29 protein-coding genes are annotated in these 25,023 nt (G+C 71.3%); 9 read left to right on the forward strand and 20 right to left on the reverse strand.

Annotated elements, in window-relative coordinates:
- Window positions 1-101 precede the first annotated feature (101 nt).
- A complete protein-coding gene (locus ACIBQ6_RS22635; protein WP_397214191.1) occupies window positions 102-1,901 on the forward strand; it encodes an alkyl/aryl-sulfatase in 1,800 nt (599 codons plus the stop codon).
- A gap of 156 nt (window positions 1,902-2,057) precedes the next feature.
- On the opposite strand, the gene ACIBQ6_RS22640 is transcribed toward ACIBQ6_RS22635, so the two are convergent.
- Both ACIBQ6_RS22640 and ACIBQ6_RS22645 read right to left on the reverse strand, forming a co-directional pair.
- Entirely contained in the window at window positions 2,058-2,285 is a 228-nt protein-coding gene (locus ACIBQ6_RS22640; RefSeq protein WP_352327393.1) for a hypothetical protein, read from the reverse strand.
- Between the two features lie 41 nt (window positions 2,286-2,326).
- Window positions 2,327-3,214 carry a maleylpyruvate isomerase N-terminal domain-containing protein gene (locus ACIBQ6_RS22645; RefSeq protein WP_397214194.1) on the reverse strand — a complete coding sequence of 296 codons (888 nt, stop codon included), beginning with the start codon at window positions 3,212-3,214 and terminating at the stop codon, window positions 2,327-2,329.
- 166 nt (window positions 3,215-3,380) lie between these two features.
- On the opposite strand from ACIBQ6_RS22645, the gene ACIBQ6_RS22650 reads away from it, so the two are divergent.
- Window positions 3,381-4,139, forward strand: a complete 759-nt coding sequence (locus ACIBQ6_RS22650) for an NAD(P)H-binding protein (RefSeq protein WP_397214196.1) — start codon at window positions 3,381-3,383, stop codon at window positions 4,137-4,139.
- Between the two features lie 5 nt (window positions 4,140-4,144).
- Here ACIBQ6_RS22650 and ACIBQ6_RS22655 read toward each other — a convergent pair whose 3' ends face one another.
- Entirely contained in the window at window positions 4,145-4,276 is a 132-nt protein-coding gene (locus tag ACIBQ6_RS22655; protein ID WP_397214198.1) for a hypothetical protein, read from the reverse strand.
- A 133-nt stretch (window positions 4,277-4,409) separates the two neighbouring features.
- Between ACIBQ6_RS22655 and ACIBQ6_RS22660 the strand changes: the two genes are divergently transcribed.
- A complete protein-coding gene (locus ACIBQ6_RS22660) occupies window positions 4,410-4,913 on the forward strand; it encodes a diadenosine tetraphosphate hydrolase (protein ID WP_397214200.1) in 504 nt (167 codons plus the stop codon).
- Between the two features lie 24 nt (window positions 4,914-4,937).
- Here ACIBQ6_RS22660 and ACIBQ6_RS22665 read toward each other — a convergent pair whose 3' ends face one another.
- Window positions 4,938-5,744, reverse strand: coding sequence for an inositol monophosphatase family protein (locus tag ACIBQ6_RS22665; RefSeq protein ID WP_397214202.1), 807 nt, complete (start codon window positions 5,742-5,744; stop codon window positions 4,938-4,940).
- Window positions 5,745-5,754: 10 nt separating this feature from the next.
- Window positions 5,755-6,090 carry a hypothetical protein gene (locus tag ACIBQ6_RS22670; RefSeq protein ID WP_358289570.1) on the reverse strand — a complete coding sequence of 112 codons (336 nt, stop codon included), beginning with the start codon at window positions 6,088-6,090 and terminating at the stop codon, window positions 5,755-5,757.
- Window positions 6,091-6,252: 162 nt separating this feature from the next.
- On the opposite strand from ACIBQ6_RS22670, the gene ACIBQ6_RS22675 reads away from it, so the two are divergent.
- Window positions 6,253-6,774 (forward strand): EF-hand domain-containing protein, encoded by a 522-nt coding sequence (locus ACIBQ6_RS22675; RefSeq protein WP_387679623.1) that lies wholly within the window; start codon window positions 6,253-6,255, stop codon window positions 6,772-6,774.
- Between the two features lie 2 nt (window positions 6,775-6,776).
- Here the strand turns inward: ACIBQ6_RS22675 and alc are convergent, their stop codons facing one another.
- From alc to ACIBQ6_RS22730, 11 genes are read right to left on the reverse strand one after another with little or no spacing between them, the layout of a single operon-like run.
- Window positions 6,777-7,958 carry an allantoicase gene (gene alc, locus ACIBQ6_RS22680; RefSeq protein WP_397214204.1) on the reverse strand — a complete coding sequence of 394 codons (1,182 nt, stop codon included), beginning with the start codon at window positions 7,956-7,958 and terminating at the stop codon, window positions 6,777-6,779.
- Window positions 7,955-9,295 carry an allantoinase AllB gene (gene allB / locus ACIBQ6_RS22685; protein ID WP_397214206.1) on the reverse strand — a complete coding sequence of 447 codons (1,341 nt, stop codon included), beginning with the start codon at window positions 9,293-9,295 and terminating at the stop codon, window positions 7,955-7,957. The genes alc and allB overlap by 4 nt, the downstream gene beginning before the upstream one ends.
- Complete coding sequence (locus tag ACIBQ6_RS22690; protein ID WP_397214208.1) at window positions 9,295-10,077, reverse strand: aspartate/glutamate racemase family protein; 783 nt, start codon at window positions 10,075-10,077, stop codon at window positions 9,295-9,297. Before ACIBQ6_RS22690 ends, allB begins: the two co-directional genes overlap by 1 nt.
- A gap of 1 nt (window position 10,078) precedes the next feature.
- A complete protein-coding gene (locus ACIBQ6_RS22695; RefSeq protein WP_397214210.1) occupies window positions 10,079-11,332 on the reverse strand; it encodes a DUF6986 family protein in 1,254 nt (417 codons plus the stop codon).
- Window positions 11,329-12,783: an amidohydrolase family protein gene (locus ACIBQ6_RS22700; protein WP_397214212.1), complete on the reverse strand. Its 1,455-nt coding sequence runs from the start codon at window positions 12,781-12,783 to the stop codon at window positions 11,329-11,331. The genes ACIBQ6_RS22695 and ACIBQ6_RS22700 overlap by 4 nt, the downstream gene beginning before the upstream one ends.
- The gene (locus ACIBQ6_RS22705) at window positions 12,780-13,565 is read right to left on the reverse strand and encodes an ABC transporter ATP-binding protein (protein WP_397214214.1); all 786 of its coding nucleotides are present in this window, start codon (window positions 13,563-13,565) and stop codon (window positions 12,780-12,782) included. Before ACIBQ6_RS22705 ends, ACIBQ6_RS22700 begins: the two co-directional genes overlap by 4 nt.
- A gap of 16 nt (window positions 13,566-13,581) precedes the next feature.
- Entirely contained in the window at window positions 13,582-14,511 is a 930-nt protein-coding gene (locus tag ACIBQ6_RS22710; RefSeq protein WP_397214216.1) for an ABC transporter ATP-binding protein, read from the reverse strand.
- A complete protein-coding gene (locus tag ACIBQ6_RS22715) occupies window positions 14,508-15,308 on the reverse strand; it encodes an ABC transporter permease (RefSeq protein ID WP_387679601.1) in 801 nt (266 codons plus the stop codon). Before ACIBQ6_RS22715 ends, ACIBQ6_RS22710 begins: the two co-directional genes overlap by 4 nt.
- Window positions 15,305-16,237 (reverse strand): ABC transporter permease, encoded by a 933-nt coding sequence (locus ACIBQ6_RS22720; RefSeq protein ID WP_397214218.1) that lies wholly within the window; start codon window positions 16,235-16,237, stop codon window positions 15,305-15,307. Before ACIBQ6_RS22720 ends, ACIBQ6_RS22715 begins: the two co-directional genes overlap by 4 nt.
- Window positions 16,234-17,859 carry an ABC transporter substrate-binding protein gene (locus ACIBQ6_RS22725; RefSeq protein ID WP_397214220.1) on the reverse strand — a complete coding sequence of 542 codons (1,626 nt, stop codon included), beginning with the start codon at window positions 17,857-17,859 and terminating at the stop codon, window positions 16,234-16,236. The genes ACIBQ6_RS22720 and ACIBQ6_RS22725 overlap by 4 nt, the downstream gene beginning before the upstream one ends.
- Complete coding sequence (locus ACIBQ6_RS22730) at window positions 17,859-18,989, reverse strand: amidohydrolase family protein (protein WP_358289537.1); 1,131 nt, start codon at window positions 18,987-18,989, stop codon at window positions 17,859-17,861. Before ACIBQ6_RS22730 ends, ACIBQ6_RS22725 begins: the two co-directional genes overlap by 1 nt.
- A gap of 76 nt (window positions 18,990-19,065) precedes the next feature.
- On the opposite strand from ACIBQ6_RS22730, the gene ACIBQ6_RS22735 reads away from it, so the two are divergent.
- Both ACIBQ6_RS22735 and ACIBQ6_RS22740 read left to right on the forward strand, forming a co-directional pair.
- Window positions 19,066-19,734: a FadR/GntR family transcriptional regulator gene (locus ACIBQ6_RS22735; protein ID WP_397154222.1), complete on the forward strand. Its 669-nt coding sequence runs from the start codon at window positions 19,066-19,068 to the stop codon at window positions 19,732-19,734.
- Window positions 19,735-19,863: 129 nt separating this feature from the next.
- Complete coding sequence (locus tag ACIBQ6_RS22740) at window positions 19,864-20,325, forward strand: NUDIX domain-containing protein (RefSeq protein ID WP_358289529.1); 462 nt, start codon at window positions 19,864-19,866, stop codon at window positions 20,323-20,325.
- A 116-nt stretch (window positions 20,326-20,441) separates the two neighbouring features.
- On the opposite strand, the gene ACIBQ6_RS22745 is transcribed toward ACIBQ6_RS22740, so the two are convergent.
- Entirely contained in the window at window positions 20,442-21,092 is a 651-nt protein-coding gene (locus ACIBQ6_RS22745; protein WP_397214222.1) for a histidine phosphatase family protein, read from the reverse strand.
- Between the two features lie 140 nt (window positions 21,093-21,232).
- Between ACIBQ6_RS22745 and pyrH the strand changes: the two genes are divergently transcribed.
- The 3 genes from pyrH (at window position 21,233) to ACIBQ6_RS22760 (ending at window position 23,157) form a co-directional block, all read left to right on the forward strand.
- Window positions 21,233-21,946 (forward strand): UMP kinase, encoded by a 714-nt coding sequence (gene pyrH, locus ACIBQ6_RS22750; RefSeq protein WP_397214224.1) that lies wholly within the window; start codon window positions 21,233-21,235, stop codon window positions 21,944-21,946.
- Between the two features lie 15 nt (window positions 21,947-21,961).
- A complete protein-coding gene (locus ACIBQ6_RS22755) occupies window positions 21,962-22,570 on the forward strand; it encodes an SMI1/KNR4 family protein (RefSeq protein ID WP_397214226.1) in 609 nt (202 codons plus the stop codon).
- Window positions 22,571-22,902: 332 nt separating this feature from the next.
- Window positions 22,903-23,157, forward strand: coding sequence for a hypothetical protein (locus ACIBQ6_RS22760; RefSeq protein WP_352323926.1), 255 nt, complete (start codon window positions 22,903-22,905; stop codon window positions 23,155-23,157).
- A gap of 593 nt (window positions 23,158-23,750) precedes the next feature.
- On the opposite strand, the gene ACIBQ6_RS22765 is transcribed toward ACIBQ6_RS22760, so the two are convergent.
- From ACIBQ6_RS22765 to ACIBQ6_RS22775, 3 genes are all read right to left on the reverse strand, one after another.
- Window positions 23,751-24,005: a hypothetical protein gene (locus tag ACIBQ6_RS22765; RefSeq protein WP_397214228.1), complete on the reverse strand. Its 255-nt coding sequence runs from the start codon at window positions 24,003-24,005 to the stop codon at window positions 23,751-23,753.
- 82 nt (window positions 24,006-24,087) lie between these two features.
- Window positions 24,088-24,447 carry a CPCC family cysteine-rich protein gene (locus ACIBQ6_RS22770; protein WP_397214230.1) on the reverse strand — a complete coding sequence of 120 codons (360 nt, stop codon included), beginning with the start codon at window positions 24,445-24,447 and terminating at the stop codon, window positions 24,088-24,090.
- Between the two features lie 58 nt (window positions 24,448-24,505).
- Window positions 24,506-24,784: a hypothetical protein gene (locus ACIBQ6_RS22775; protein WP_397214232.1), complete on the reverse strand. Its 279-nt coding sequence runs from the start codon at window positions 24,782-24,784 to the stop codon at window positions 24,506-24,508.
- Window positions 24,785-25,023 lie beyond the last annotated feature (239 nt).

A 25,023-nucleotide genomic window follows, 5' to 3' on the forward strand; every position in this document is an offset into this window, starting at 1 on the left:
GAGTCGCTACGCCGCCGCTCCCTGTCCTTATTGCCCGAGTTTCATGCTATTGGGGCTGGTTGTTGAGCTACGAGCGTCCATTCGGGGGCATGCGAGCAGACATGGCAGACCTTCCATTTCATGACACGGGCGACTTCGAGGACGCCGATCGCGGCTTCATCGCGAAGTTGACCCCCGCCGTGGTCAGGTCGAGAAGCGGCGAGGTCGTCTGGGACAACGACTCCTACGCCTTTCTCAACGCCGAATGCCCCGAAACCGCTCATCCCAGCCTGTGGCGGCAGAGCCAGCTCTGCGCCAAACAGGGCCTGTACGAGGTCGCCGACGGCATCTACCAGGTACGCGGCCTGGACCTGTCCAACATGACCCTGGTCGAGGGCGACGTCGGCGTCATCGTCATCGACCCGCTGGTCTCCACCGAGTGCGCCGCCGCCGCGCTCGCGCTCTACCGCCGCCACCGCGGCGACCGGCCGGTCACCGGCGTCGTCTACACCCACAGCCACGTCGACCACTTCGGCGGCGTGCGCGGCGTCACCGACGGCAACGTGCCGATCCTGGCCCCCGCCGGCTTCATGGACCACGCGGTCTCCGAGAACGTCTACGCCGGCCCCGCCATGAACCGCCGCGCCGGCTACATGTTCGGCCTGGCCCTGCCGCACGCGCCGGACGGCCAGATCGGCTGCGGCCTCGGCATGACGTCCTCGACCGGCACCACGTCCCTCATCCCGCCCACCGTGGACGTCAGCCGCACCGGCCAGGAGGAGATCGTGGACGGGGTGCGGATCGTCTTCCAGCTCACCCCCGGCACCGAGGCCCCCGCCGAGATGAACTTCCTCTTCCCCGACCGCGACGCCCTGTGCCTGGCCGAGAACGCCACCCACAACCTGCACAACATCCTCACGCTGCGCGGCGCCCAGGTGCGCGACGCCCGCGTCTGGGCCCGCTACCTGTCGGAGACCCTCACGCTGCTCGCCGATCGGGCCGAGGTCGCCTTCGCCTCCCACCACTGGCCGACCTGGGGAAAGAGCAACATCGTCCGGTTCCTCCAGGAACAGCGAGACCTGTACGCCTACCTGCACGACCAGACCCTGCGCCTGCTCAACAAGGGACTGACCGGCGCCGAGATCGCCGAGCAGATGCGGGTGCCGCCCGCGCTGGAACAGGTCTGGCACACCCACGGCTACTACGGCTCGGTCAGCCACAACGTCAAGGCCGTCTACCAGCGCTACCTCGGCTGGTACGACGGCAACCCCGCCCACCTGTGGGAGCACCCGCCCAGGGAGAGCGCGATCCGGTACGTCGAGTGCATGGGCGGCGGCGCGGCCGTCGTGGCCTTCGCCCGCCGCTACATCGAGGAGAACGACCTGCGCTTCGCCGTCCAGCTGCTCAACCACGCCGTCTTCGCCGACGAGGGCAACAAGGCGGCCAGGGACCTGCTGGCCGAGGTCTACACCCAGCTCGGCCAGGGCGCGGAGAACGGGACGTGGCGCAACTCGTACCTGACGGGGGCCATGGAGCTGACCGACGGCATCGCCCCCACCCGCGTCACCACCACCTCGCCCGACCTGCTCGCGGCCCTGACCGTGGAGCAGATCTTCGACTCCCTCGCCATCCGCGTGGACGGCCCCAAGGCCTGGCACGAGAGCCTGTCGATCGACTGGCACCTGACGGACCTGGGGGAGCTGTACCGCACCACGCTGTCCAACGGCGTGCTCGTCCAGCGGCTGAACCCGCCGGAGGAGCCCGTGGACCTCACGCTCCGCCTCACCAGGGCCCAGCTGCACGGCCTGCTGGCCGGCAAGGGCGTGGAGGGGGTGGAGCGGGAGGGCGACATCACGGCGCTGCAGCGGCTGGTCGCCGTGCTCGACTCACCGGCCCGCGACTTCGCCATCGTCACCCCCTGAGCCGCCGACTCCACTCCGCGACTCCACTCCGCGCGCCATCGACCCACGAGCGTCTGTCCCCGTGAGTCACTGAAACCCGGCGCCCTCGGCCGGGCCCGCCGCGCGTCGGTCCCGCCCATGCGGCCCTCGGGGCACACGGGCGTCGCGGACCGGCTCTCAGAGTTTGTACAGCTTGTTGAACGGCGTCGTGATCCGTTCCTGCCGGGATCCGAAGTCGACCAGTACGGCGACGTCGTCCTCCACACCGATGACGACACCGAGGCCGAATCGGTCGTGGCTCACCCGGTCGTGCATGTCGAACTGCTCCGCGGGTGGCGCCGGAGGCGGCGGTTTGAAGGGACTTGTGGGCAGGTGACGACGAGAATCGCCGCTGGCTCGCTTCATCTCCTCCAGTATGCGCCCACCGGGTGAATACTTTGTGGCGTTCACACCTGTATGGACTCGGCGCGTGAGCGCGGGACCGTCGTCGTGGGCAGCCGTACGAACCGCAGGAAGGCCGGCAGCAGCCACGGACGCCGCCCCCAGACCGCCACCTTGCCCGTGAGCGCGGCCCGCGTCCTGGACATCCGGCCGAACAGCAGCAGGTTCAGCGCCGCCGGGTCGAACCGCACGTGCACGTCCACCTGCGGCCCCATCTCGGCCACCGACACCCGCCCGTTCTCGAGCGCCAGCGCCGCCGGCGCGGTGTGCGCGGAGTGGAACCCGACGGTGATCCGCCGGGGCGGGGCGGGCGTCCCGGTGTCCATCAGATGTCCGTAGTCGTTCCTGATCATCCCGATGAGGAACAGGTCGAAGAACAGCCCGGCGTCCCGCGCGGGCACCGACCAGGGGGTACGGGTCGCGCGGGCGATGTCCCAGCCGTGCAGCAGCAACTCGTTCAGCAGGTGGGCCAGCACGCCCGCGACGGGCACCCGCGCGTCGCCCAGCCACGGGACCGGCGTCGCCGGATCCGCCTCCGCGCCGGCGCGCAGGATCTCCCGGACGTCGCCGCGCAGCCGCTCGGCCAGGACGACCGGGTCCCGCTCGGGGAAGTGCTCGAACGCCAGCTCGTTCAGGGCGCTCACCGTGTCGACGTTCGCGCCGAGTATCGGCTCGGCCAGCTCCGGGAAGGGCGTGGTCACGTCGCCGCGCACCACGCAGGTGTAGAGCGAGGCGATCGCGGTGACGTGGGCCGCGGTCTCGGCGACGGTCCACTCCCGGGTCGCCATGGCGTGGGGATCGACGATGGAGACCAGCTTCGCGAACCGGTCGGTGGCCGCCTTGAGCGAGCCGCGCACCGACGCCCATTTGCCGTACGTGATGAGCTCGTCCATGTTCTCTCCAGAGGTCCACGATCACGCTAACCCGGGTGACCTGGGCGGTCTTCTCCGGAAATGCTCCTCTGGGGCCGTCGTGGGCCCGTCCCGGGCGAAAAGCAGTGGCGTCGCAGGACGTCGCGGCAGTTCACTTTCAGCACTCATCCTGATCAGAGGGAGCTCCATGATTGTTATCTCGGCGGCGTCGGGCGCGCTCGGCCGTCTCGTCATCGACCGGCTGCGCACCAGGGCGGACGTCGTCGCCGCCGTGCGCGATCCCGCCCGCGCGCCCGAGGGCGTCCCGGTGCGGCGGGGCGACTACGACGATCCGGCGAGCCTGCGCACGGCGTTCGAGGGCGCCACCCGCCTGCTCCTGATCTCCTCGCCGGAGCTCGACCCCGGCCGCCGGATCGGCCACCACCTGGCCGCCCTCGCCGCCGCCGCGGACGTGGGCGTCGGCGCCGTCGTCTACACCAGCTTCCTGGACGCCGACACCGTCGCCACCGGCATGACCGAGGCCCACCACGCCACCGAGCAGGCCCTCCTGCGCAGCGGCCTGCCGTGCACGATCCTGCGCCACCCGTTCTACAGCGACGCGTTCGTCCCCCGGGTCTCAGGCGGTGAGCTGACCGGGAGCGGCGGAGGGCGCGGCCTGAACACCGCGTTCCGCTCCGACCTGGCCGAGGCGGCGGCCAACGTGCTGACCGGCGAAGGCCACGAGGGCCGCGCCTACGACTTCACCGGGCCGCTGTGGACCCACCCGGAGGTGGCGCGGGCGCTGGGCGTGCCCTACCGCGAGGTCCCCGACGCCGCCCCCGGCCCGATGGCCTGGCTGAACGCCCGGATCCGCGCCGGCGCCCTGGAGAGACAGACCCCCGATCTGGAGAACATCCTCGGCCACCCCGCCCGCACGATGCTCTCCCACCTCCACGCCACCCTCTGACCGCCCTACCTGCGGCCGCGCGACATCACCACGGCGATCCAGACGATGGTGGGCAGCAGAATCAGGAACACCATGACTCCGACACCGATGGCCATGCCCGCGTCGGACAAGTGCTGAGACGGCAGATCATCCTCCATCCGGCGATGCCATCGATCACCGCCGGGCCGCCAAGCGCCCGTGCGCAGCGGCCGTGTTGACGTCGGCTGTCAGAAGTGTCGATGGGAGTGCTCGCCGGTGAGCTGTGGCGGCTTGTGTGTAGGGTCGGGGGCCGTGAGCGGTGACTGGCGGCGGGACAGGGTCGGCAGTGCGTTGGCGGGCCGGAACCCCACGGTGCTCAGGCGGCTGGACGCCGGCTTCGCCGTGATCGGTGACACGCAGTTCCTGCCGGGATACTCGGTTCTCCTGACGGACGAGCCCGGCGTGCAGCGGCTGTCCGACCTGCCCCGGGCCAGGCGGATGGCCTTCCTGTCGGACATGGAGCTGCTCGGCGAGGCGGTCGAGCGGGCCTGCGGCGCGCTGGACCCGGCGTTCCGGCGGGTGAACCTGGAGATTCTCGGCAACACCGACCAGTTCCTGCACGCTCACGTCTGGCCGCGGTACGAGTGGGAACCGGACCACCTGGCCGGCCGGCCGGTGTGGCTGTATCCGCCCGGCAGCTGGACCGACCGGCGATTCGCCCTCGGCCCGCGGCACGACCCGGTGCGTACGGAGATCGACCGGCGACTCGGCGTGCTGTACGCGGCCCACGCAGCCCAGGGCCGCGCCGGCGGCTGAAGCGGGGCCCGGGACCGGCCAGACCTATTCCGAGGCGTGCGGAAGGGCGGCGGTGAGGAGCTTCAGGAGCTCGGGGGCGAGGGCGGGGCTCGTCGCGATGGTCGCCCGGGAGGCCATGTCGTGGGGGCTGCCGTCGAGGTCGACCACCAGGGCTCCGGCCTCGCGGGCGATGACGACGCCCGCCGCGGTGTCCCACGGGTTGTTGCTGAGCATGACGCTCGCGTCGAGCTTGCCGTCGGCCACCCACACGAGGTCGATCGCTGCTGAGCCGAGCATCCTGACGCGCTGGACTCGCGCGGCCAGTTCCTGGGTCAGGGCGAAGCGGGGGCGGTTGCGTTCCGCCGCGTCCGCGCCCACCGCGTAGTCGCCCAGGGCGACGACGGCGTCCTGGAGTTCCGCGGCGCCGCTGACCTGGACGGGCGAGCCGTTGGCCGTCGCGCCGGCGCCTTGCGCGGCCGAGTAGCGGACGCCGAGGAACGGCAGGCCGACGACGCCGAGCAGCGGCACGTCCCCGGCGACCAGGCCCAGGGAGACCCCGCACAGCGGGATGCCGTGCAGGAAGTTGGCCGTGCCGTCCACGGGGTCGAGCACCCAGGTCAGGCCCTGGCCCGGCCGGCTCGCGCCCTCCTCCTCGCCGAGGAAGCCCAGCTCGGGCGTCTCCTTCGAGAGGAACTCGCGTACGGCGTGCTCGACGGCGTAATCGACCTCGGTGGCCATGTCGCGGTCGCCCTTGGCGGTGAGGACGCCGGGCGCCCGGGTCGTGATGATCTCGCCGGCGATCGACGCGGCCCGCTCGGCGACGGGCAGCAGCGTCCGGACGTCGATGGTCATGCGGGCCGTCCTAGGGCAGTTCGGGACGCGTCAGGGCCGTGGCGAACGGCTCTCCGGTGGCCCGTGCGTGCGCCATCCGCGCGCGAGCCGCGCCGAGCGTGCGCGGCCGGTAGCCGGGCCCGCCGCAACAACTCTTGTGGAAGCCGACGCCCGCGTGCAGCAGCAGCGACAGCACCCGCCAGGCCGCGGTGTCGCGTCGCCGGGGAGCCGCGAAGGCGGAGCCCACGTGGATCAGCGGCTCGCCGCACCGCGGGCACGACCGGCCCCGGTCGCCGGGCAGCGGGTAGGGCTGCTTGTACGAGGCCCGGCACGGCAGGCAGACGAACGACGTCTTCGCATGACCCATCCGCCCAGGGTAACTGCGTGACCGACCGGACGACGGGCGGCTCCGCTGCGCGGGCTTCACCTGACTGGCCACAATACGTAACGGATTAGTCACTCAAACGACTATGGTCACGAAAAGTGATCACTCGACAGCATTGAGTCTCCCCGAAGAGTGGAGGCAGATGTGGCCAGTGAGTTCCAGCGCAAGAAGGTCGGCGGAGTCTTCCGGGCGATGGACGTCGACGGCGACGGCCGGCTGACCCAGGCCGACTTCCAGGCGCTCGCCCACCGCTGGTCGGCCCTCGCGGGTCCGGCCGGCCCGGAGCGGCTGACCTCCGTCATGACCGGCTGGTGGCCGGTGCTCAGGGCCGCCTCGGGCGGCGACGCCGGCGTCTCCCTCGACCAGGTGCTCAGCGTGGTCGACGTGCTCGGCGACATGACCGACGCGGTCACCGGCACCGCCGACGCGATGTTCGAGGCCATCGACCTCAACGGCGACGGCCTCATCTCCCGTGCGGAGTACGGCGCGCTGATCGAGACGTGGAACGGCGCCCCCTCGGCGACCGACGACATCTTCCCCCGCCTCGACCTGGACGGCGACGGTCACCTCTCGCGCGAGGAGTTCCGCCTCCACTGGACCGAGTTCTGGGCCGGCGACGACCCGGACGCCCCCGGCTCGTACGTGTTCGGCGCGCCGCCCGAATGACCTCAAGGTCGGAAAGGCGGCCCCGCCGGCAGGAGCAGCGCCGGGGGCAGCACGTCGCCGTCGGCGAACGGCCGGCGGCCGACGAGCTCCTCGGCGGTCCGGCCGGGCACGCCGGCCCCGCGGAGCACCTCGACGGCGTGCCCGGCCGGCAGCAGGTCGAGCCAGCGCAGCACGGCCGCGCGGTGGGCGTCGGCGTCCAGCTCGCCGTGCACCCTGAGCCGGGCCAGGCCGCCGTCGGGGAAGACGTCCAGGCGGACGTGCGTCACGGGCGCGGCCGACACCGGGCGCAGGAAGTGCCGGGTGTCCGGCTGCAACCGGGTCTTCGGGATCAGCTCGAACCACTCTGCGCCCGCGCCCGGAGAGTCCGCGTCCGGAGAGCCCGAGTCCGCGTCCGGAGAGCCCGCGTCGGTTCCGGTCAGCGAGGCCCAGCCGGCCGCGTTGCCGACGAAGTACGACGTGTCGATCTCCACCCGGCGCACCCGCCCGCGGCCCGCCAGCCTGACCGTCACGTGGTCGTTGCCGCCGTCGCGGCGGCGGGCGTTCTCCCAGCCGTCGCCCATGATCCGGGCCCTGCCGGGCAGCAGCAGCTGCACCGGCGATGAGTAGAACGTGTCGGAACAGGCCACCACGTTGCCGCCGTGCTCCAGCGCGGCCAGGTCGATCGTGCCGTCCAGCAGGCGCGGGTCGGGCACCGGCTCGCCGTGCACCCGGAACCGGGCCACCCCGCCGTCGGGGTAGATGCTCAGCCGCACGTGCGTCCAGCGCCGCCGGTCCGCGACCTCGAACGCGTTCTCGGCGTCGCCCCTGATCGCGCTCTTCCCGACGATCGTCTCCCAGTTCGCCCGCTCCAGCTCGGCCGGTGACGGCGCGCCCTCGACGCTCGCCGCCTCCACCGAGGCGTACGGCGGGTAGTTGCCCTTGAACCAGGCGGTGTCGATCACCACCCCGCGCACCACGCCGGGCACGCCGAGCCGGACGATCGCGTAGTCGTTCCCCGGCTCGCGCCGGCGACGGGTCTCCCAGCCGTCGTACACCTTGCCCTTGTGGCCGAAGTCCTCCGCCGAGAACGCGGCGGGGCCGGGCTTGATCAGGTTCTCCCGCTCGGCGAACAGCTCGTCGTTGGCGTGCACGACACTGCCGGCCAGCGCGCGCGAGGCCAGGTCCGGGAAGTGGGTGAAGGTCATGCTTCTCCTCGGGTGAGCAGCCGGCCCCGCGGCGGGCCGTCGATGTCGATGCGTTCGCCGCGCAGCCAGCTTCCGCGGACCACGCCGGCCAGCGTGCGGCCGTGGTAGGGCGTCACGGGGTGGCGGTGGTGCAGCCGGTATTTGTCGGCCACGAACGTCTCGTCGGGCGCGAACACGCAGAAGTCGGCCTGGTGGCCCGGCGCGATCCGGCCCTTGCCGGACAGCCCCGCCACCTGCGCGGGCCGGCCGGCCATCCAGCGCGCCACGTCGGTCAGCGGGTGGCCGCGGCGCCTGGCCTCGGTCCACACCGCGGGCAGGGCGAGCTGGAGCGACGCGATGCCGCCCCAGGCGAGGCCGAAGTCGCCGGTGTCGAGCCGCTTGAGCTCCGGCGTGCACGGCGAGTGGTCGGAGACGACGCAGTCGATCGTGCCCTCGGCGAGCCCTCGCCAGAGCGACTCGCGGTTGGCCGCCTCGCGGATCGGCGGGCAGCACTTGAACATGGTGGCCCCCTCGGCGATCTCCTCGGCGCTGAACGTCAGATAGTGCGGGCAGGTCTCCACGGTGATCCGCACGCCGTCGTCCCGGGCCGAGCGGATCATCGGCAGCGCGTCCGAGCTGGACAGGTGCAGAATGTGTACCCGGCAGCCGGTCCGGCGGGCCAGCTCGATGACGTGCGCGACCGCGAGGTTCTCCGCGCCGCGCGGGCGGGAGCGCAGGAAGTCGCGGTAGCCGGCGCCGCGTGCGGGCGGCGCGTGGTCGATCACCTGCGGGTCCTCGGCGTGCACGATCATCAGCGCGTCGAACGCCCGCAGCTCGCGCAGCGCGTCCGCCAGCTCGGCCGGCTCCAGGGGAGGGAACTCGGGCACGCCCGAGTGCAGCAGGAAGCTCTTGAACCCGAACACGCCCGCGTCGTGCAGCCCGCGCAGCTCGCGCAGGTTGCCCGGCACCGCGCCGCCCCAGAAGCCGACGTCCACGTGCGCCTGCGCGCGGGCGGTCGCCCGCTTCACCCGTAGCGCCGCCGCGTCGGTGGTGGGCGGGACGCTGTTCAGCGGCATGTCGACGATCGTCGTGACGCCGCCGGCCGCGGCCGCCCGGGTGGCGGTCGCGAACCCCTCCCACTCGGTCCGTCCGGGGTCGTTCACGTGCACGTGGCTGTCCACCAGGCCGGGCAGCAGCACCTCGTCGTCGCCGAGCCGGACGACCTCGGCGGCCGCCAGGTCGGCCTCCAGCGCTTCGACCGCGACGATCGTCCCGTCCCGCACGCCGATGCTGCGGGCCACCTCCCCGGCGTCGGTGACCACGCGACGGGCCCTGAACAGCAGGTCCAGCCGGGCCATCAGGCGACACCTCCTTGGCTGCGCCGTCCCGCGCGGACCGGCCCGGCGACGGCCGCGGGGCCGCCGGTGATCGGCCACCCGGTCACGGTCTTGGGGCGCGGCGTCCCGTAGGTGCGCACCTTGCTCGTGGTGAGGCCGAGCCGGACGAGCCCCTCGGCGAGCGCGACCGCCGCGGCCACGCCGTCGACCACGGGCACCCCGGTGGCAGCCGTGATCTTCCGGTCGAGTCCCGCCATGCCACCGCATCCCAGGCAGATCACCTCGGCCCGGTCGCCGATGACGGCCTCCCGGGCCTGGGCGACGATCGCCTCGACGGCCCGGCCGGGATCCTCCTCCAGCTCCAGGACCGACAGCCCGCTGGCCCTGACCGACGCGCACCGGCCGGCCAGCCCGGCGAGCCGCAGCCGGTCCTCGATCTGCGGCACGGCGCGGTCCAGCGTGGTGACCACCGAGTACGTACGCCCGATCAGCATCGCGACCTGCGCGGCCGCCTCGGTGATGTCCACCACGGGGACGTCGAGCAGCTCCTGCAACCCCTCGCGGCCGTGTTCGCCGTACCCGGCCTGGATCACCGCGTCGTACGGTTCGTCGTAGCGGACGACCCGGTCCATCACGGCGACCGCCGCCAGGTAGCTCTCGAAGTTGCCCTCCACCGACTCCGGCCCGAACGACGGGGTGAGCGCGACGATCTCGACCCCCGGCGAGGCGTGCGCCGCCGCCTGGGCGCGGATCGTGTCGGTCATCGACCGGGTGGTGTTCACGTTCACGATGAGGATGCGCACGTCAGCCACCCGTCCCGGCGCGCATGGCGCGCAGCTCGGACGGCGTGACCCCGGCCAGGGCGCCCAGCTCGGCCGCGCCGATCGCGCCGCAGTCGAGGCCGCGGGCGAGGAACCCGGCCATCGCGCGGACGGTCGCCGGCTCGTCCAGGAAGCCGGACGTCCGGCGTTCGCGATGGCCGCGCAGCCGGGCGGCGGCGGCCGGCAGCCCCTCCCTGAAGAAGGAGTGGACGGCGGCGTACCGGCTCGGGAGCTGCCCGGGATGCAGGTCCCACCCCTGGTAGAGGCCGCCCTCCAGGGCGCGCAGCACCAGGCGCGCGTGCAGCCGCCAGGCGGCGCGGACGGCGTCGCCGTCGCCCACCGGCAGCACGTTGCTCGACCCGTCGCAGACGCGTACGCCGGTGCCGGCGGCGGCGACCTGCATCACCGCCTTGGCATGGTCGGCGACCGGATGCTCCGCGCTCTGGTACGCCGCCGACACCCCGAGCGCCGCCGAGTAGTCGTAGGTGCCGTAGTGCAGGCCCGCGCAGCGCCCGGCCGAGGCGCGGATCATCGACGGCAGCGGCGAGACGCCGTCCGCGCCGAGTATCGCCTGCGGCGTCTCCACCTGGAGCTCGAAGCGCAGGCTCCCGCTCGCCAGCCCGTACGCCGCCTCCAGCCGTCCGGCGGCCAGCGCCATCGCCTCCACCTGCTCGACCGAGGTCACCTTCGGCAGCGTGACGACGAAGCCGCCGGGCGGCGGTCCGAGGGTCTCCAGGAAGAGCGCCAGGGTGCGCAGGCCGCGCCGCCGGGTCGGCGCCTCGAAGCTCTTGAACCGGATCCCGCAGAACGGCGAGCCGGCTCCGGCGGCGGTGGCCTCGGCCAGGGCCTTCGCGGCGGTCCGGGCGGCGGCGTCCTCGTCGGCGTCCGGGCGGTGGCCGTAGCCGTCCTCGAAGTCGATCCTGAGGTCTTCGACCGGTTCGCGGGCCAGCTTGGCCCGGACCTGGTCGTACACCTCCGCCGCCGTGCGCGGCGGCAGGCCGAGCGCGTCGGCGAACTCCGTGGCGGTCCGGCCGTGCTCGGCCAGCGCCGCCAGCGCCCGCCGGCCCCACGCCGGTACGGTGTCCGGCGTGTAGCGGTCGGCCGGGACGTACACCGTGTGCACCGGCTGCCGGGTGGCCGGCTCGCCGGGGTAGGCCGTGCGCAGCCGCTCGTCCGCGGCGGCGAGCCGGACGTCGAGCTCGGCGGCGAGCCCGGACAGGAAGGTCACGTCGGTCATGAGCCGTCCTCGACGACGCGGAAGGACGCCGGGAACAGCAGCGCCGGGTCGCGGCGCAGGTGGTCGCGCTCGGAGTAGGCGGCCTTCATCGTCTCGAAGTAGCTCTGCGCGCGCAGCCGCATCGACTCCTCGTCCACGCCGGGAATCGTCCGGTCGCGCATCACCGGCCGGCCGTCGATCACCACGGTGGACACGTCGGCGCCCGTGCAGTTCATCAGCATCGTCCTGATCGGGTCGTCGACCGGGCCGGTGCGCGGGCCGGAGAGGTCCACGACGACCAGGTCGGCCTTGGCGCCGGGGGCGAGCCTGCCCAGGTCGTCCCGGCCCAGCGCGCGGGCGCCGCCCAGCGTGGCGGCCCGGTAGTAGTCGGCGGCCGAGCCCGCGTCCAGTCGTCCGGTGACGAGTTTGGCCAGGTTGTTGCCGTAGTCCATGTTGCGGATCATGTCGGGCGGGAAGGAGTCGGTGCCCAGCGCCACGGTCACGCCGGCCGCCCGGTAGCGGTCGAAGTCGCGCAGCGCGTCGCCGTACCTGACGAAGGTGAGGGGGCAGTGCACGATCCCCGCCAGCGCCGCGAGCCGGTCCGGCGATCCCTCGAACGGCGTGCCGGGATCGCCGAGGTACAGGGCGTGCGGCACCAGCAGCCGCGGGCCGAGCAGGCCCACCTCGGCCAGCACGTCCAGGGGGTGCCGGTCGTACCATTCGCGCAGCAGCCGCAGCTCCGTCAGCCCCTGCATGCAGTGCAGGCGCACCAGGCAGTCGAGCTCCTCCGCGGCCTGTGCGGTGGCGCGCAGCAGGCCGAGGGTGACGGTCTCGATGCGGCACGGCAGCAGCGCACCCCGGATCCGGCCGTCGTGGGCGCCGTCGACGTCCCGGACGAAGCGGACGGCGTCGGCGAGCCCCCGCTCACCGAGTCCGGGCTCCCAGTGCACGTCCCGACTGCCGTCGGCGCGCAGCACCGGCACGCCCGAGCGGTAGGACGGCCCCAGGTACATGCGCAGGCCGAGCCGCCCGGCGATCTCCACGACGCCGGCCAGCTCCTCGTACGACTCCGCCCACGCGCTGTGCGTCTCGGCGGCGATCGGCATCGCGGTGGTGATGCCGTTGCGGATGAGCTGGGTGAGCGCGTACTCCCGCATGAAGAGCGTGTCCTCCGGCGGGAAGACGGCCCGGCGCCGGTTGACGGCGTAGTCGTGCGACCAGTTCAGCCCGCTGGAGTCGGCGTGCCAGGTGTCGAGGACGGCGTGGTCGATGTCGGCCAGCGCGTCCAGGTCGATGAAGCCGGGCCCGACGATCGCCTCACCGGCGTCGATCACCTCCTCGACCGGCCCTTCGTAGGAACGGCCGACGTGGACGACCCGGTCGCCGTCGTAGACGACGCACGCGTCGCGGTGGATGACGTGGTCCTCGCCGTCGAAGCCGATGACGAACGACGCCCTGATCAGCGTGCTCACTGTGTGTTCCTCCGGGTCGGCTTCCATCCGGGCCTGGGCACGGCGGCCAGCAGGGCGCGGGTGTACTCCTCCTGCGGCTCGCGCAGCAGGGCGCGGGTGGCGCCGCGTTCCACGACGCGGCCGTGCCGCATCACCACGGCCGTGTCGCTGATCTGGTTGACCACGGCCAGGTCGTGGGAGATGAAGACGTAGCTGATCGAGCGCCGCTCGCGGATGTCGGCGAGCAGGTTGAGTATCTGCGCCTGGATCGACACGTCGAGCGCGGCGACCGCCTCGTCCAGCACCAGCACCCGCGGCTCCACCGCCAGGGCGCGGGCGATGGCCACGCGCTGGCGCTGCCCGCCGGACAGCTGCCTGGGCAGCATCGCCGCGTGACGTTCGGCCAGACCCACCGATTCGAGCAGGTCCAGCGCCTTCTTCCGCCGCTCGGCGGAGGTGAGCGGGAAGTGCAGGGCAAGGCTGGTCTCGATGACGTCGCCGACCCGCTGCAGCTTGTCCAGCGACGAATAGGGGTCCTGGAAGACGATCTGGATCTCCCGTGCCCGCCTGCGCCGCTCCGCCGCCGAGACCCGGCCCGCCGCCCGCGGACGCCCGCAGACGCTGATCGTGCCGCTGGTGGGCGTCTCCAGGCCGAGCAACATGCGGGCGACGGTGGTCTTCCCCGACCCGGACTCGCCCACGACGGCCAGCGACTCACCTTCGGCCACGGTGAAGGAGACCTCGTCCACCGCCGTGGCCGGGCCGTACACCTTCCGCAGCCGCTGCGCTTCGATCACGCTCATGCCGCCTCCTCCGCTCTCATGCCGTCTCCTCCGCTCTCAGGCAGGCGACCCCGCGGACGGACGGCGGCCGGCTCTCCCGGCAGCGCGGCTCGGCCAGCTCGCAGCGTGGCGCGAACGCGCAGCCGTCCTCGGCCTCGAAGGCGGCCACGGGCCGTCCGGGGATCACCGGCAGCCGGTGCGCGGCCTCCTCAAGGCTCGGCCGCGACCTCATGAGGCCGCGGGTGTAGGGGTGGCGCGGCTCGCCGTCGAGGTCCTCCACGATGCGGCCCGCGTACATCACCGCCAGCCGGTCGCAGGTCGCGGCGGCCAGCTCCAGGTCGTGGGTGATCAGCAGCATGGCCATGCCGCGCTCGCGGCGCAGCTCGTCCAGGATGGCCATGACCTCGGACTGGGTGGTCACGTCGAGCGCGGTGGTCGGCTCGTCGGCCAGCACCAGGTCGGGCTCGACGGCCAGGACGGAGGCGATCATCACTCGTTGCAGCAGGCCGCCGGACAGCTCGTGCGGGTGCTGGCGCAGGCGCCGCTCGCCGTCGGCGATGCCGACCTCCTTGAGGAGCCGGACGGCCCGCGCCGACGCCTGCCGCACCGGCATCCGCAGGTTGTGCACCATGGCCTCGGTGAGGAAGTCGCCGACGCTGCGGACGGGGTTGACGTGCGCCCGCGGATCCTGGAAGACCATCGCGATCCGCCTGGCCCGCAGCAGCCGCAGCGCCCGGCCCGAGGGCACGGCGGCGCCGTCGAAGACGATCCTGCCGGTCACGCGGGCGCCCGGCGGGGTCAGGCCGATGACCGCGCGGGCGGTCATCGACTTGCCCGAACCGGACTCCCCGACCAGCCCGACGGCCTCTCCCGCGCCGATGGTCAGGTCCACGTGCTCGACCAGCGTCCGCCAGCCTCGTTCGTACGGCACGGCCAGGCCGAAGCCCTCCAACGTCAACAGGCTCACGACTGCCTCCCCAGGCGATCGCCCAACAGGTTCACCGCGGCCACCACCAGCGCGATCAGCAGGCCGGCGCTCAGTGCCTCCAGCGGCTGGCCGCGCATGGCGCTGTCCAGGCCGCTCTTGACCATCAGCCCCCAGTCGGCGGTGGGCGGCTGCACGCCCAGCCCGAGGAAGGAGACGGCCGCGACGTCGATCACCGCGAAGCCGAGCGCCGAGACCGACTGCGCGACGATGATCGGCCGCAGATTCGGCAGCAGGTGGCGCAGGCAGATGGCGGTCGCCGACCGGCCCTGCACCCAGGCGGCGGCCACGTACGGCAGGCTGCGCTCCCGCAGCGCCGCGCTGCGCACCACCCGGGCCACGTACGGCGTGTACGCGACCGCCAGGCCGATCACCACGCCGGGCACGCCGGGACCTAGCACGGCCACGGTGACCAGCGCGAAGACGATGCCCGGCACGGAGAACAGCACGTCCAGCAGGCGGGAGACGACCGCGTCCACCTTGCCGCCCGCCCAGGCGGCGACGATCGCCAGCGTGGTCCCGGCGGCGCTCGCGACGCAGATCACCAGCACCGGGGCGAGCAACGTGGTCCGCGCGCCGTACATCAGCCGGGACAACACGTCCCTGCCCAGGACGTCCCCGCCGAGCGGATGCGCGACGGAGGCGCCGCCCAGCGCGTTGAACAGGTCGGGCTGGTCGGGGTCGTAGGGCGCGAGCAGCGGCGCGAGCAGGGTGATCGCCACGACGACGGCCAGCAGGACGGCGGCGGCCACGCCCAGCCCGCCCAGGCGGCGGGTCACTGCCGCGACAGGCGCGGGTCGAGAGCGGAGTAGCACAGGTCCACCACCAGATTGATCAGGACGAAGGCGGTGACCAGCACGAGCACCACCGCCTGGACGATCGCGAAGTCGCGTTGCAGGATCGCGCGGACGAACAACGAGCCCAGACCGTCCAGGGCGAAGATGCTCTCCACCACGACCGAGCCCGCGATCAGCCCGGCGACGTTCAGGCCGACCACGGTCACCACCGGGATGGCCGCGTTGCGCAGCACGTGCCTGCGGACGATGTGCCCCTCGGCCAGGCCGCGGCTGCGGGCGGTCTCCACGTGCTCGCGGCCCAGCTCCTCCGACACCGAGGCCCGCGTGATGCGGGCGAGGAAGGCGGCGCCGGCCAGGCTGAGCGTGATCGCCGGCAGCGTGAGGTGGTGGATCCGGTCGCCGAACCCGTCGCCGGGCCCGAAGACCGGGAACCAGCCGAGTCCCAGCGCGAAGACGATGACGAGGATCACCCCGACCACGAACGGCGGCGTGGCCAGGAACACCGAGGAGACCAGGCTGACCAGCCCGTCGGCCCGGCCGCCGCGCAGCGCCGCGAGCAGGCCCATCGCCACGCCCCCGGCCACGATCAGCAGCGTCGCGTAGACCACCAGGAAGACGGTCGTCGTCGCCCGGGACGCCATCAGCGCGGAGACGTCCTGCCGGTAGACCAGGGAGGCGCCGAAGTCGCCCGTCACCGCGTCGCGCAGCCAGGCGGTGTAGCGCAGCAGGAACGGATCGTCCAGGTGGTACTGCGCGCGGATGGCCGCGACCTGCTCGGGGGTGCCGCTGCGGTTGCCCAGCAGGAACGCCATGGGCCCGCCGGGCACCAGGTAGAGCAGGCCGTACACCAGGAAGGAGGCGACCAGCAGGACCACGATCAGCCCCGCCAGCCGTTTCGCCAGGAACCTCATGCCGCGCCGAGCCCCGCGGCCCACGGGTAGTACAGGTAGGGGAAGGAGGCGACGGCTCCGGTCACCCGCTTGTTCATGTAGAGGATCACCGGCAGGTTGTTCAGCGGCATCCACGGCACGTCGGTGGTGACCTTCTGCTGGATCGCCGTCACCAGCCCCGCCCGCTCCGCCTCGTCGTAGGCGGCCCGCGCCTTGGCGATGTCGGCGTTCACGGCCGCGTAGTCGTTGAAGTTGGTACGGCCGCCTGCCAGGAAGACGGTGTAGATGTCGAGCGGGTCCGGCACGTTGCCGTACCAGGTGGAGAAGAAGGCGTCGATGCCCTCGCGGGCCTTGGGGTCGCTGTAGAGGTTCCCGTACTGCTCGACGGGGATCACCCTGATCTCGATCTTCAGGCCGAGCGCCTCGCCGGTCGCCTTGATCAGGTTGGCGGTCTGCTCGTGGACGGCCGAGCTGCCCTGGATCCCGATGGTGATCGTCTGGGTGGGGGAGCCGGCCTCGGTGAGCAGCTGCTTGGCCTTGGCCAGGTCGGGCGTCTCCGGCGGGATCGCGTCGTAGGCCTTCTGGAAGGCGTCCCGCTGGTATCCCCAGTACTCGGCGCCGGCGAGGGTGCGCTGCGGCATCGCCGTCCCCTGGAAGACCACCTTGGAGATGGCCGCCCGGTCCAGTGCCAGCGACAGCGCCTGGCGGACCTTCGGGTCGGCGTACGGGCCGGACTTTGCGGCGCCGAGCAGCGTCCAGAAGGTCAGCGACTTGCCGAGCGTGACCGAGCCGGTCGGCGACTGCCGGAGCTGGCCGAGCCCCGCCGGCGGCAGGTAGAAGTACTGCCCGTCCACCTCGCCGGAGCGCAGCGCGTTGATGGCGGTGGTCTCGTCGGCGATGAACCGGAAGACCAGTTCCTTGGTCTTCGGCCGCAGCGCGGTGTCCCAGTAGGCGTCGTTGCGGGTGATCGTCAGCGCGTCGCCGGACTTCCAGCTCCCGTACTTGTACGGGCCGGTGCACATCACCCCGCCGGTCGGCGAGCCCAGGTCCTTCTTCCCGGCGTACCCGGCCGACACGATCGCGCCGGCCGCGGTGGCCATCGCCTGGTTGAACAGCACGTCGGGCTGCTTCAGCGTGACGGTGACCTGCATCGGCCCGGTCGCCTTGATCGACTGCACGGTATGGAAGTAGTCGCCCCACCAGGTGCCGAGCGCGGGGTCGAGGTGGCGGTTGAGGCTGGCCGCGACGTCCTCGGCGGTCAGCGGCGTGCCGTCCCAGAACTTCACGCCGTCCCGAATCGTGTAGACCCACGTGGTCGGGGTGGGGTTGTCGGCCTTCTCGGCCAGGCCGGGCTCGATGCCGAACTCGGGGGTCAGCCGCAGCAGGCTCTCGCACATGTTGGCCAGTACGGTGTTCTCGGCGTAGTTGAACGACCTGATCGGGTCGACCGTCTGCGGCTCGTACGGCAGGTTCCACGTCACCTTGTCCAGTTCCCCGGTGGCCGGGGCGGTGACGGTCCTGAGCTCCAGCTTGGGCGCCTCGCCCGAGCCCTGCTGCTGTTGTTGCGGTGCTGCGGCCTGCTGGCCGCATCCGGCCAGGGCCACCGCGAGTGCGGCGGCCACCGGTAGGGCTCGACGGATCATCAGGAGGACCTTTCGCGAACGCGTCCGTTGCGGACGACGAACTGGGGGATGGGCTTGTCCACGACCGCCTGGGCCATGGACTCGGCGCGTACCAGGAGGAAGTCGGCGGGATCTCCGGGCTGGAGCCGGGCCTGCTCCAGGCCCAGCAGGGCGGCGCCCCCGTGCGCCGCGATCTCGTAGCATCTGGCCAGCTCCTCGTCGGTGCGGGCGTCGGTGCGGTAGGCGAGCAGGTGGGCGCGGTTGATCATGTCGCCGTCGCCGAACGGCGTCCACGGATCCCGCACCCCGTCGGACCCGAGGCCGACCAGCACCCCGGCCTCGACCAGGGGCCCGACCGGCAGGACCGGGTCGGCGCCGAGCGCGCAGGTGGTCAGCGAGACCTTCGCCTCGGCCAGCGTCTCGGCGAGGTCCGCGCGGTCGGCCAGGCAGAAGGCGTGGCTGATCGTGGTCGGCACGCCGCTGGACCTCGCCCTGCGGGCGATCTCCAGCACCTGCGCGACCCCTTCGTCGCCGCCGTCGTGCAGGTGGATGTCGAGCGGGACGGTGTGCCGCTCGGCCAGGCCGTACAGCAGGTCGAGGTGGCCGTGCAGGTCGCCGTCGATGCCTACGGGGTCGAGCCCGCCGAGGATGTCGGCGCCCTCCTTGAGCGACTGCTCCATCAGCTCCGCCGTGCCCGGCCGCGACAGCAGCCCGAGCTGGGGGAAGGCGACGATCTGCACGTCCAGCAGGCCGGCGCGGGCCTGAGCGGCCTCCCGTACGCCGTGCACGTTGCTCAGCCCGTACACCGGGGCGACGTCCACGTGCGCCCGCCAGGCCCGGGTGCCGCGGGCGATCGCGTGGTCCATGAGCGCCAGGGCCCGCGTGGCGACCGGGGCGGTCATCTCCGCCCGCGCCGCGACGTCGCCCTCGATCAGGTCGCGCAGCGTCCCGGCCGGGGTGCGGCTCAGCCAGGGCTGGCCCCAGGTGGTCTTGTCGGGATGGACGTGCGCGTCCACCGGGGCGGGCAGGGCGAGCAGTCCGCCCGCCGCCACCACCTCGCAGTCCTCCGCCCGGCGCGCCGGCGGGACGACGCGACCGTCTTCGATCAGGACATCGTGGGGGCGTACATCGGTGAACAGAATCTGAGCCATACCGGCTGATCCCCTTAACCCGAGGGCGACAGTGGCATAGAATTATCAGACATCAGATGATTAGAGAAGAGGACAAATGCGGCACGTGGGCCGGACCTCCCTCGTCGACTCCGCCATCCGGGAGCTCCGCCAGGAGATCACCAGCGGCGTCTGGCCGGTCGGGGCCAAGATCCCTACGGAGAGCCGGCTGGCCGAGGCGCTGGGCGTGAGCAGACTGTCGGTACGCGAGGCCGTACGCGTGCTCGTCCACGCCGGGCTGCTCACCACGCGTCAGGGCGACGGCACGTACGTCACCGCGACCGACGAGAGCGAGGTGGCGTTCAAGCGCCGCCTCGACCGCGCGGCCACCATGGACATCATCGACGTACGACGCGGCCTGGACCTCGTGGCGGCCCGCCTGGCCGCCGAACGCCGCAAGCCGGCCGACCTCGACGACCTGAGGAAGGCCCTGGCCCGGCGCACCGCCGCCCACCAGGCCGCCGACCTCGACGCGTTCGCCGACGCCGACGTGGAGTTCCACCTGTCCATCGCCGCGGCCTCGCACAACCCCGTGCTGCTGGACCTGTACCGCGGCATGAGCGAGGCGGTGCGCGAGACCGTCCGCCGCGACCACTGCATGGAACGCGCCGTGCTCGGCTCCGACTCCACCCACGAGGACCTGTACGAGGCGATCGAGTCCGGCGACGCGGCCGGCGCGGCCACGATCGCGCTCACCATCCTCAACGACCAGGAACGCGACCTCTGACGCCCTCTATGCTTCCCGTCCATGAGCGGAACCGGGCCCCCTGTCGTGCACACCGAGCGGCTGGACGTGTACGGGCTGGAAACCGCAGTGATCGCGGCCCGTGCGACGCCGGATCGTATGATCCGTCTCATGCCGATCCCCCGAGCGGTCGCCGTGGTCGTCGACGGCGCCCGGGTCCTGGTCATCAAGCGGTACTTCCGGCGCGGCCCCGGCGTCGCCTGCGGCATCTGCACCGCCAAGGGCCGGCAGGGGCAGCCGTGTCCCGGGCACCACTACGCGCTTCTCCCGGGAGGCCACGTGGAGGACGGCGAGTCGCCGGAGAGCGCCGCGGTCCGCGAGCTCCACGAGGAGACGACTCTCACCGCGACGATCGACCGGTTGCTCTTCACCGGCTCGCACGGCGGCCGGCCCGCCTCCTACTTCCTCATGCGGGACGTGATCGGCGTCCCGTCGCTCTCCGGTGACGAAGCCGTGGACCACGGGCCGGACAACACCTTCGAGCTCGTCTGGGCGAGCGCCGCCGAGTTCGGGCAGCTCGACCTCTACCCCGCCGACGTGCACGAGCCACTCACCCACCTGCTCCACAGCTGACCCGCGCCTGGAACCCAGGGGTGCTCCCATGAACAAGCTTCTGCGATTGGCGCCCATCACCCCTGCCAACGTCGAGATGGCCCGCGCGGTGAACGTCCCTCCCGACCAGGAGCGGTTCATCCCGGAGCCGTAGCGCCTCCCCCAGGGGCTGGGGTGTCGTTGAAGCGCACGAGCGTCCACCTGGGTGGCGGCCACTGTGTCGGCTCCTCGTCGGTGACCCATTCCGTCACCGAGGCCGGGGACACCTTGAGGTCGAAGGACCGGTAGACCGGCAGCAGCCCGAGGGCGTTGAAGGAGATCTCGACCGTCTCGGCGTGGCCGACCACGACGACGGTCTCGCCGCGGTGGCGGTGGGCGAGGTCGGTGATGGTGCGGCTGGTGCGGGTCACCATCTCGGCCCAGGTCTCGTTGCCCTGCTGCCACGGACGGTAGATGCCGCCGCCTTCGATGTCGAGGCGCCGGAACTCCGCGTGGGTGAGCCCGTCCGCCTCTGGCGGTGTGTGCCACGTGCAGAGCCCGCAGTCCTGTGACGAGGGCAGGCCGGCGGCCGTCGCGATCGCGGCGGCCGTCTGCACGGCGCGTGGCAGGGGCGAGGAGTAGATCGTCGTCGTGTCGTCGCCTGTTTCCGCGGCGATCTGCCGCCCGAGTCGTGCTGCTTGCTGATGTCCGGTGTCGGTGAGGCCGCGGCATCCCTTCGGGCCGCCTATCACGCCGTCCTGCTTGTGCAGGGAGTCCCCGTGGCGTACGAAGAGCATCCGGGTTCGCATGCTGTGGATCATGCCAAATGGGGCGGCCGTCGAGGCGCCTGCAGCCGGGATGCTTCTGGCGAGGATGCGCCTCGTATCCTTGATCAGGTCGCCGAGGGCGCGGCCGTGAAGGGAACGGGATGAGTCGTTACTCACGGGTCGTGGTGAAGCTGAGCGGCGAGGCACTTGCGGGCGACGCCGGTTGGGGAACCGATCCGGCCAGCCTCGCTCAGCTGGCGGATGAGATCCTCTCCGTCAGCACGTTGGGCGTCGAGGTCGCGGTGGTCATCGGCGGCGGCAACTACTTCCGCGGCCGGATGGCCGACGGCTGGGGGATAGGCCGCGCCGAAGCCGACAACATCGGCATGCTCGGCACGGTGATGAACGCGCTGATGTTGCGTGGTGTGCTCACCGCGCGTTCGCAGACCGATGTGCGGGTGATGACGGCTGTGCCGATGCAGAGTGTCGCCGAGCCCTTCATCCGGCTGCGCGCCGACCGGCACCTTCGCCGCGGGCTGATCGTCCTGCTCGCCGGTGGCATCGGCCAGCCGTACGTCACGACGGACTATCCGGCTGTCCAGCGGGCTCTGGAGCTCGAAGCCGACGCGCTGCTGGTCGCCAAGCGCGGCGTCGACGGGGTCTACTACAGCGACCCGAACGTGAACCCGGACGCCAAGCGCTACACCAACCTCACCTATCGAGAAGCCCTGGCGGCCGGGGTGAGGGTGATGGACGAGAGCGCCTTCGTGCTCGCCAATGAGCAAGGGCTGCTCATGCACGTGTTCGACGTGGCGGCGACGGGCGTGATGAAGGCGATCTGCCAAGGGGAAGACGTGGGAACGAGAATCACCCGGGATCCGGATTCCGCCAGATAGCCATCTCGGGCGGGCATGAACGAGCAGGTGGCGGCTGAGATCGCAGGAGAGTGCCCGTCGTGGGCAGCTGACAGGATCATCGTCGTGACGGACAACGATGATCTCCTTCGGCGTGTGTCGGCGAAGGCGAGCACGATCACGGAGCACCTGCCTCCTCCCGCGACGGCGGAGGAGGTGGCCCAGGCCGAACACATCTTGGGATTTCGACTCCCTCCGGTGCTCGCCCGGCTCTACCGAGAGGTGGCCAACGGCGGCTTCGGCCCCGATTGCCAGCTCCTCCCGCTCGCGGGAGAAGGACGTACCGTCGTGCGCGAATACCGCGAGGTCCGGGAGACCTCAGGCCCCGGCACGGACGCGCACTGGCCGGCGGACGTGCTGCCCATCCTGGACTGGGGGTGCGGCATGTACGCCGCCGTGGACTGCCGCACCCCCGAGGGCGCCGTACTGCTCTTCGAACCGAACGGGATCGGCGACGACTGGCACCACGCCTGGTATGTCGACTCGGAGAGCCTGACCGATTGGCTGGAGACCTGGCTCTCGGAAACGGGCTGGTACGAAGAAGACGCCGACGAAGACGGCGAAATGCGGCCATGGGAGTCGGCTGAGCAGCGGCTGGCCGACTGAGGCGCCCTTCCTGAAACCCGGGATGCAACAGCGAGAGGGCTCTGGGCTGGAGACTCGTTCTCCGTAGACGCCCGCTGAGCCCCGCCGCCCTCCGCCTTTTGACTCGGAGACTAAAGCGGTTGCGCAGCGGGGAACCGGCGGCACATCATCTGGAACGTGGCCGCCCTGCCTGACCCCCTGCCCGTGTTCTCCGACTGCGGCTGTCCGGACATCTACTACTGCCCGCGAGCCGGCGAGGTCGAGTGCCCCCGGCACGGCGGCTTCGCTGCTTGCTGCGACGCGCTTGAGCAGCACATCCCGGTTCGTGCCGCCACCAGCCATCAGGAGGCTTCGTGACAGAGGAAAGGGAAGTACCCGTCGGCCAGGCCCTGAACGGCCTCGACGTCTACCCGCTTCCCGAAGGATGGACCGCTCTGGGCGCGATAGTCCTCGTGAAGTGCCTCGACGAGGAAGGCCATTCCTCATGGGCCTTCCGAACCACGGACGGGCTGAGCGACGAGGAACTCCTCGGCGCCCTGACCGTCCGAACCGACCTCCTCCGCCGCAAGCTGTACGAGGCCTACACGGGTGACGAGGACGACGAATAAGACCAGGCGTTTTTTCGGCGACGACTGAAACGCCACAGAGGCGAAGCGTTGGAGCGGGCGACGGGAATCCCGCCCGCACCGGCAGCTTGGCAACTGCATTGATGACGGTTCGGACGAGGGGTGGTGCTGTGGGTTTCGGGACATACGCCAGACGCGTCCGCGACCGCGACCTCTCTCACAAGAGACGCTTGTGCGCGCTGAGGTGCGCAGTCGGCTGCTACCACCCGATCGGCTTCAATGCGACCTACTCATACCTTGCCACGGCGGGAAACCTCCGACGTGATGAGTCGGCTCTGATCCGAGCGCTGGACATGCTGGAACTCAGCCGGAATGCCTGGCTGGCGGAGGTCGACGCCTTCGCAGACCGGCGCCGCCTCGAAAAGCCGAAGCATCGCCGTAGTCCGTCGGCGTCCGAGGTACGGTACCTGTACGGATGGCGATGGCCCGGCCCGGAGGGCCATCGGGTGATGCACCGAGAGGTTGGAATCCTGTGGGGCCGGCATGCGACCGTCCCATGTCCTGACGTCCCAACCCCGGTGCGGCACGACCTCCTCGAATTGAACGCCACTCTTGCCGGCTGCGTATCGACCTACCTACGAGACGACGGCACGCTCGGTCCCGGTCATGAGGCCACTCTTCTCAGCTGCCTGCGCAAACTCCGACGGCATCTGCATCACCGGGGCCACCTCTCCTCTGTCCACGACGCCTTTGACTACTACAGCCGTCTGTTCAATGTGGCGGAACTGGTCGTCAACGACGCGTACCCGTTCTCTGCCAAGACGTAGGACAAGGGCTGGTTTCAGAACGACGATCAGCGCATGCTGACCGCTTGGTACGAGCACGATCAACCACGCGGCCGTACGGCTCCCGTTGCGTGGAACGTCGGTTTCGGAGTCCGGGTTGCTGTGTCTTCGTTCGTGGCCGTTGTCGTCACAGGTCCAGCGGCGGCAGTCCACGCATATCGCGGTAGCGCCGCCGCGCTGCGGTAAGGCTGTCCGGCCCGTTGGGGCCGCCCATGACGACATCGGCGTTGTGATCGTCCTGGCCGTCGTCCTCCCAGTCGCACTCTTCGCAGAACCCGAAGCCGCCACGGTCCAGAAGGGTGGGGTGGAAGCAGCATGGGCACGTGTATGGCTGATCGGCCGGCGGCAGGTCCAGGCGATCTCCGCCCTGCTCTGCGATCACGGACAAGACCCATCGCTTGCGCTCGTGGATCTCCTCGATGCTGGGATGGTTCATTTCCGTCCTGATGTCGTACGGCTCCGAACCCTTGTCATCCTGTCCAATCACACGCTGATGGTGCGGTGATCACCCGGTCGGGCTGGAAAGTGCTCGCGTTGCGATTCGGCTACGCCCGTCGACGGAGAAAGGCCATCGGCACGCAACTGAACGTGGTCATGATCATCACGGCCAAGAAGGGCAGCATGTCGACTCGAATGTTCATCTCCGGCTGATAGGTGTTCATGTACCATTCGTCCAACGCAGCCAGGAACCAGGCGGCTGCCGGCCACAAGAGGTAATGAGCGTGCCGCTGCGCGCGTCGAAACGCCAAGAACAAGGCTACGAAGACGACTCCGCCTACTGTCAGGGGGATCGTCCGATAAAGCATTCCGATGAGTTCGGCCACGTGTACACCTCAATATGTAGGTGAAGCTCCGCCACTATAGGTTTATTGCGGCGCCGCGCGCATCTTCACCTTAAGACGCTCCTGTCGGTCGCCGTTCCGCCTGAAGGTGAAGCGGGCCATCGTTATGGGGGAGAGGTAGAGCGTCCCAGGTGTGCTCGGATTGTCCGGGCGATGGCGGGCGGAGTAGCTCACCCACCTACGACCCGGGCGTGACGCAGGTCATCACCCGGAACTGGAGC

It is taken from the genome of Nonomuraea sp. NPDC049655 (assembly GCF_044465465.1).
Taxonomy (GTDB): Bacteria; Actinomycetota; Actinomycetes; order Streptosporangiales; family Streptosporangiaceae; genus Nonomuraea.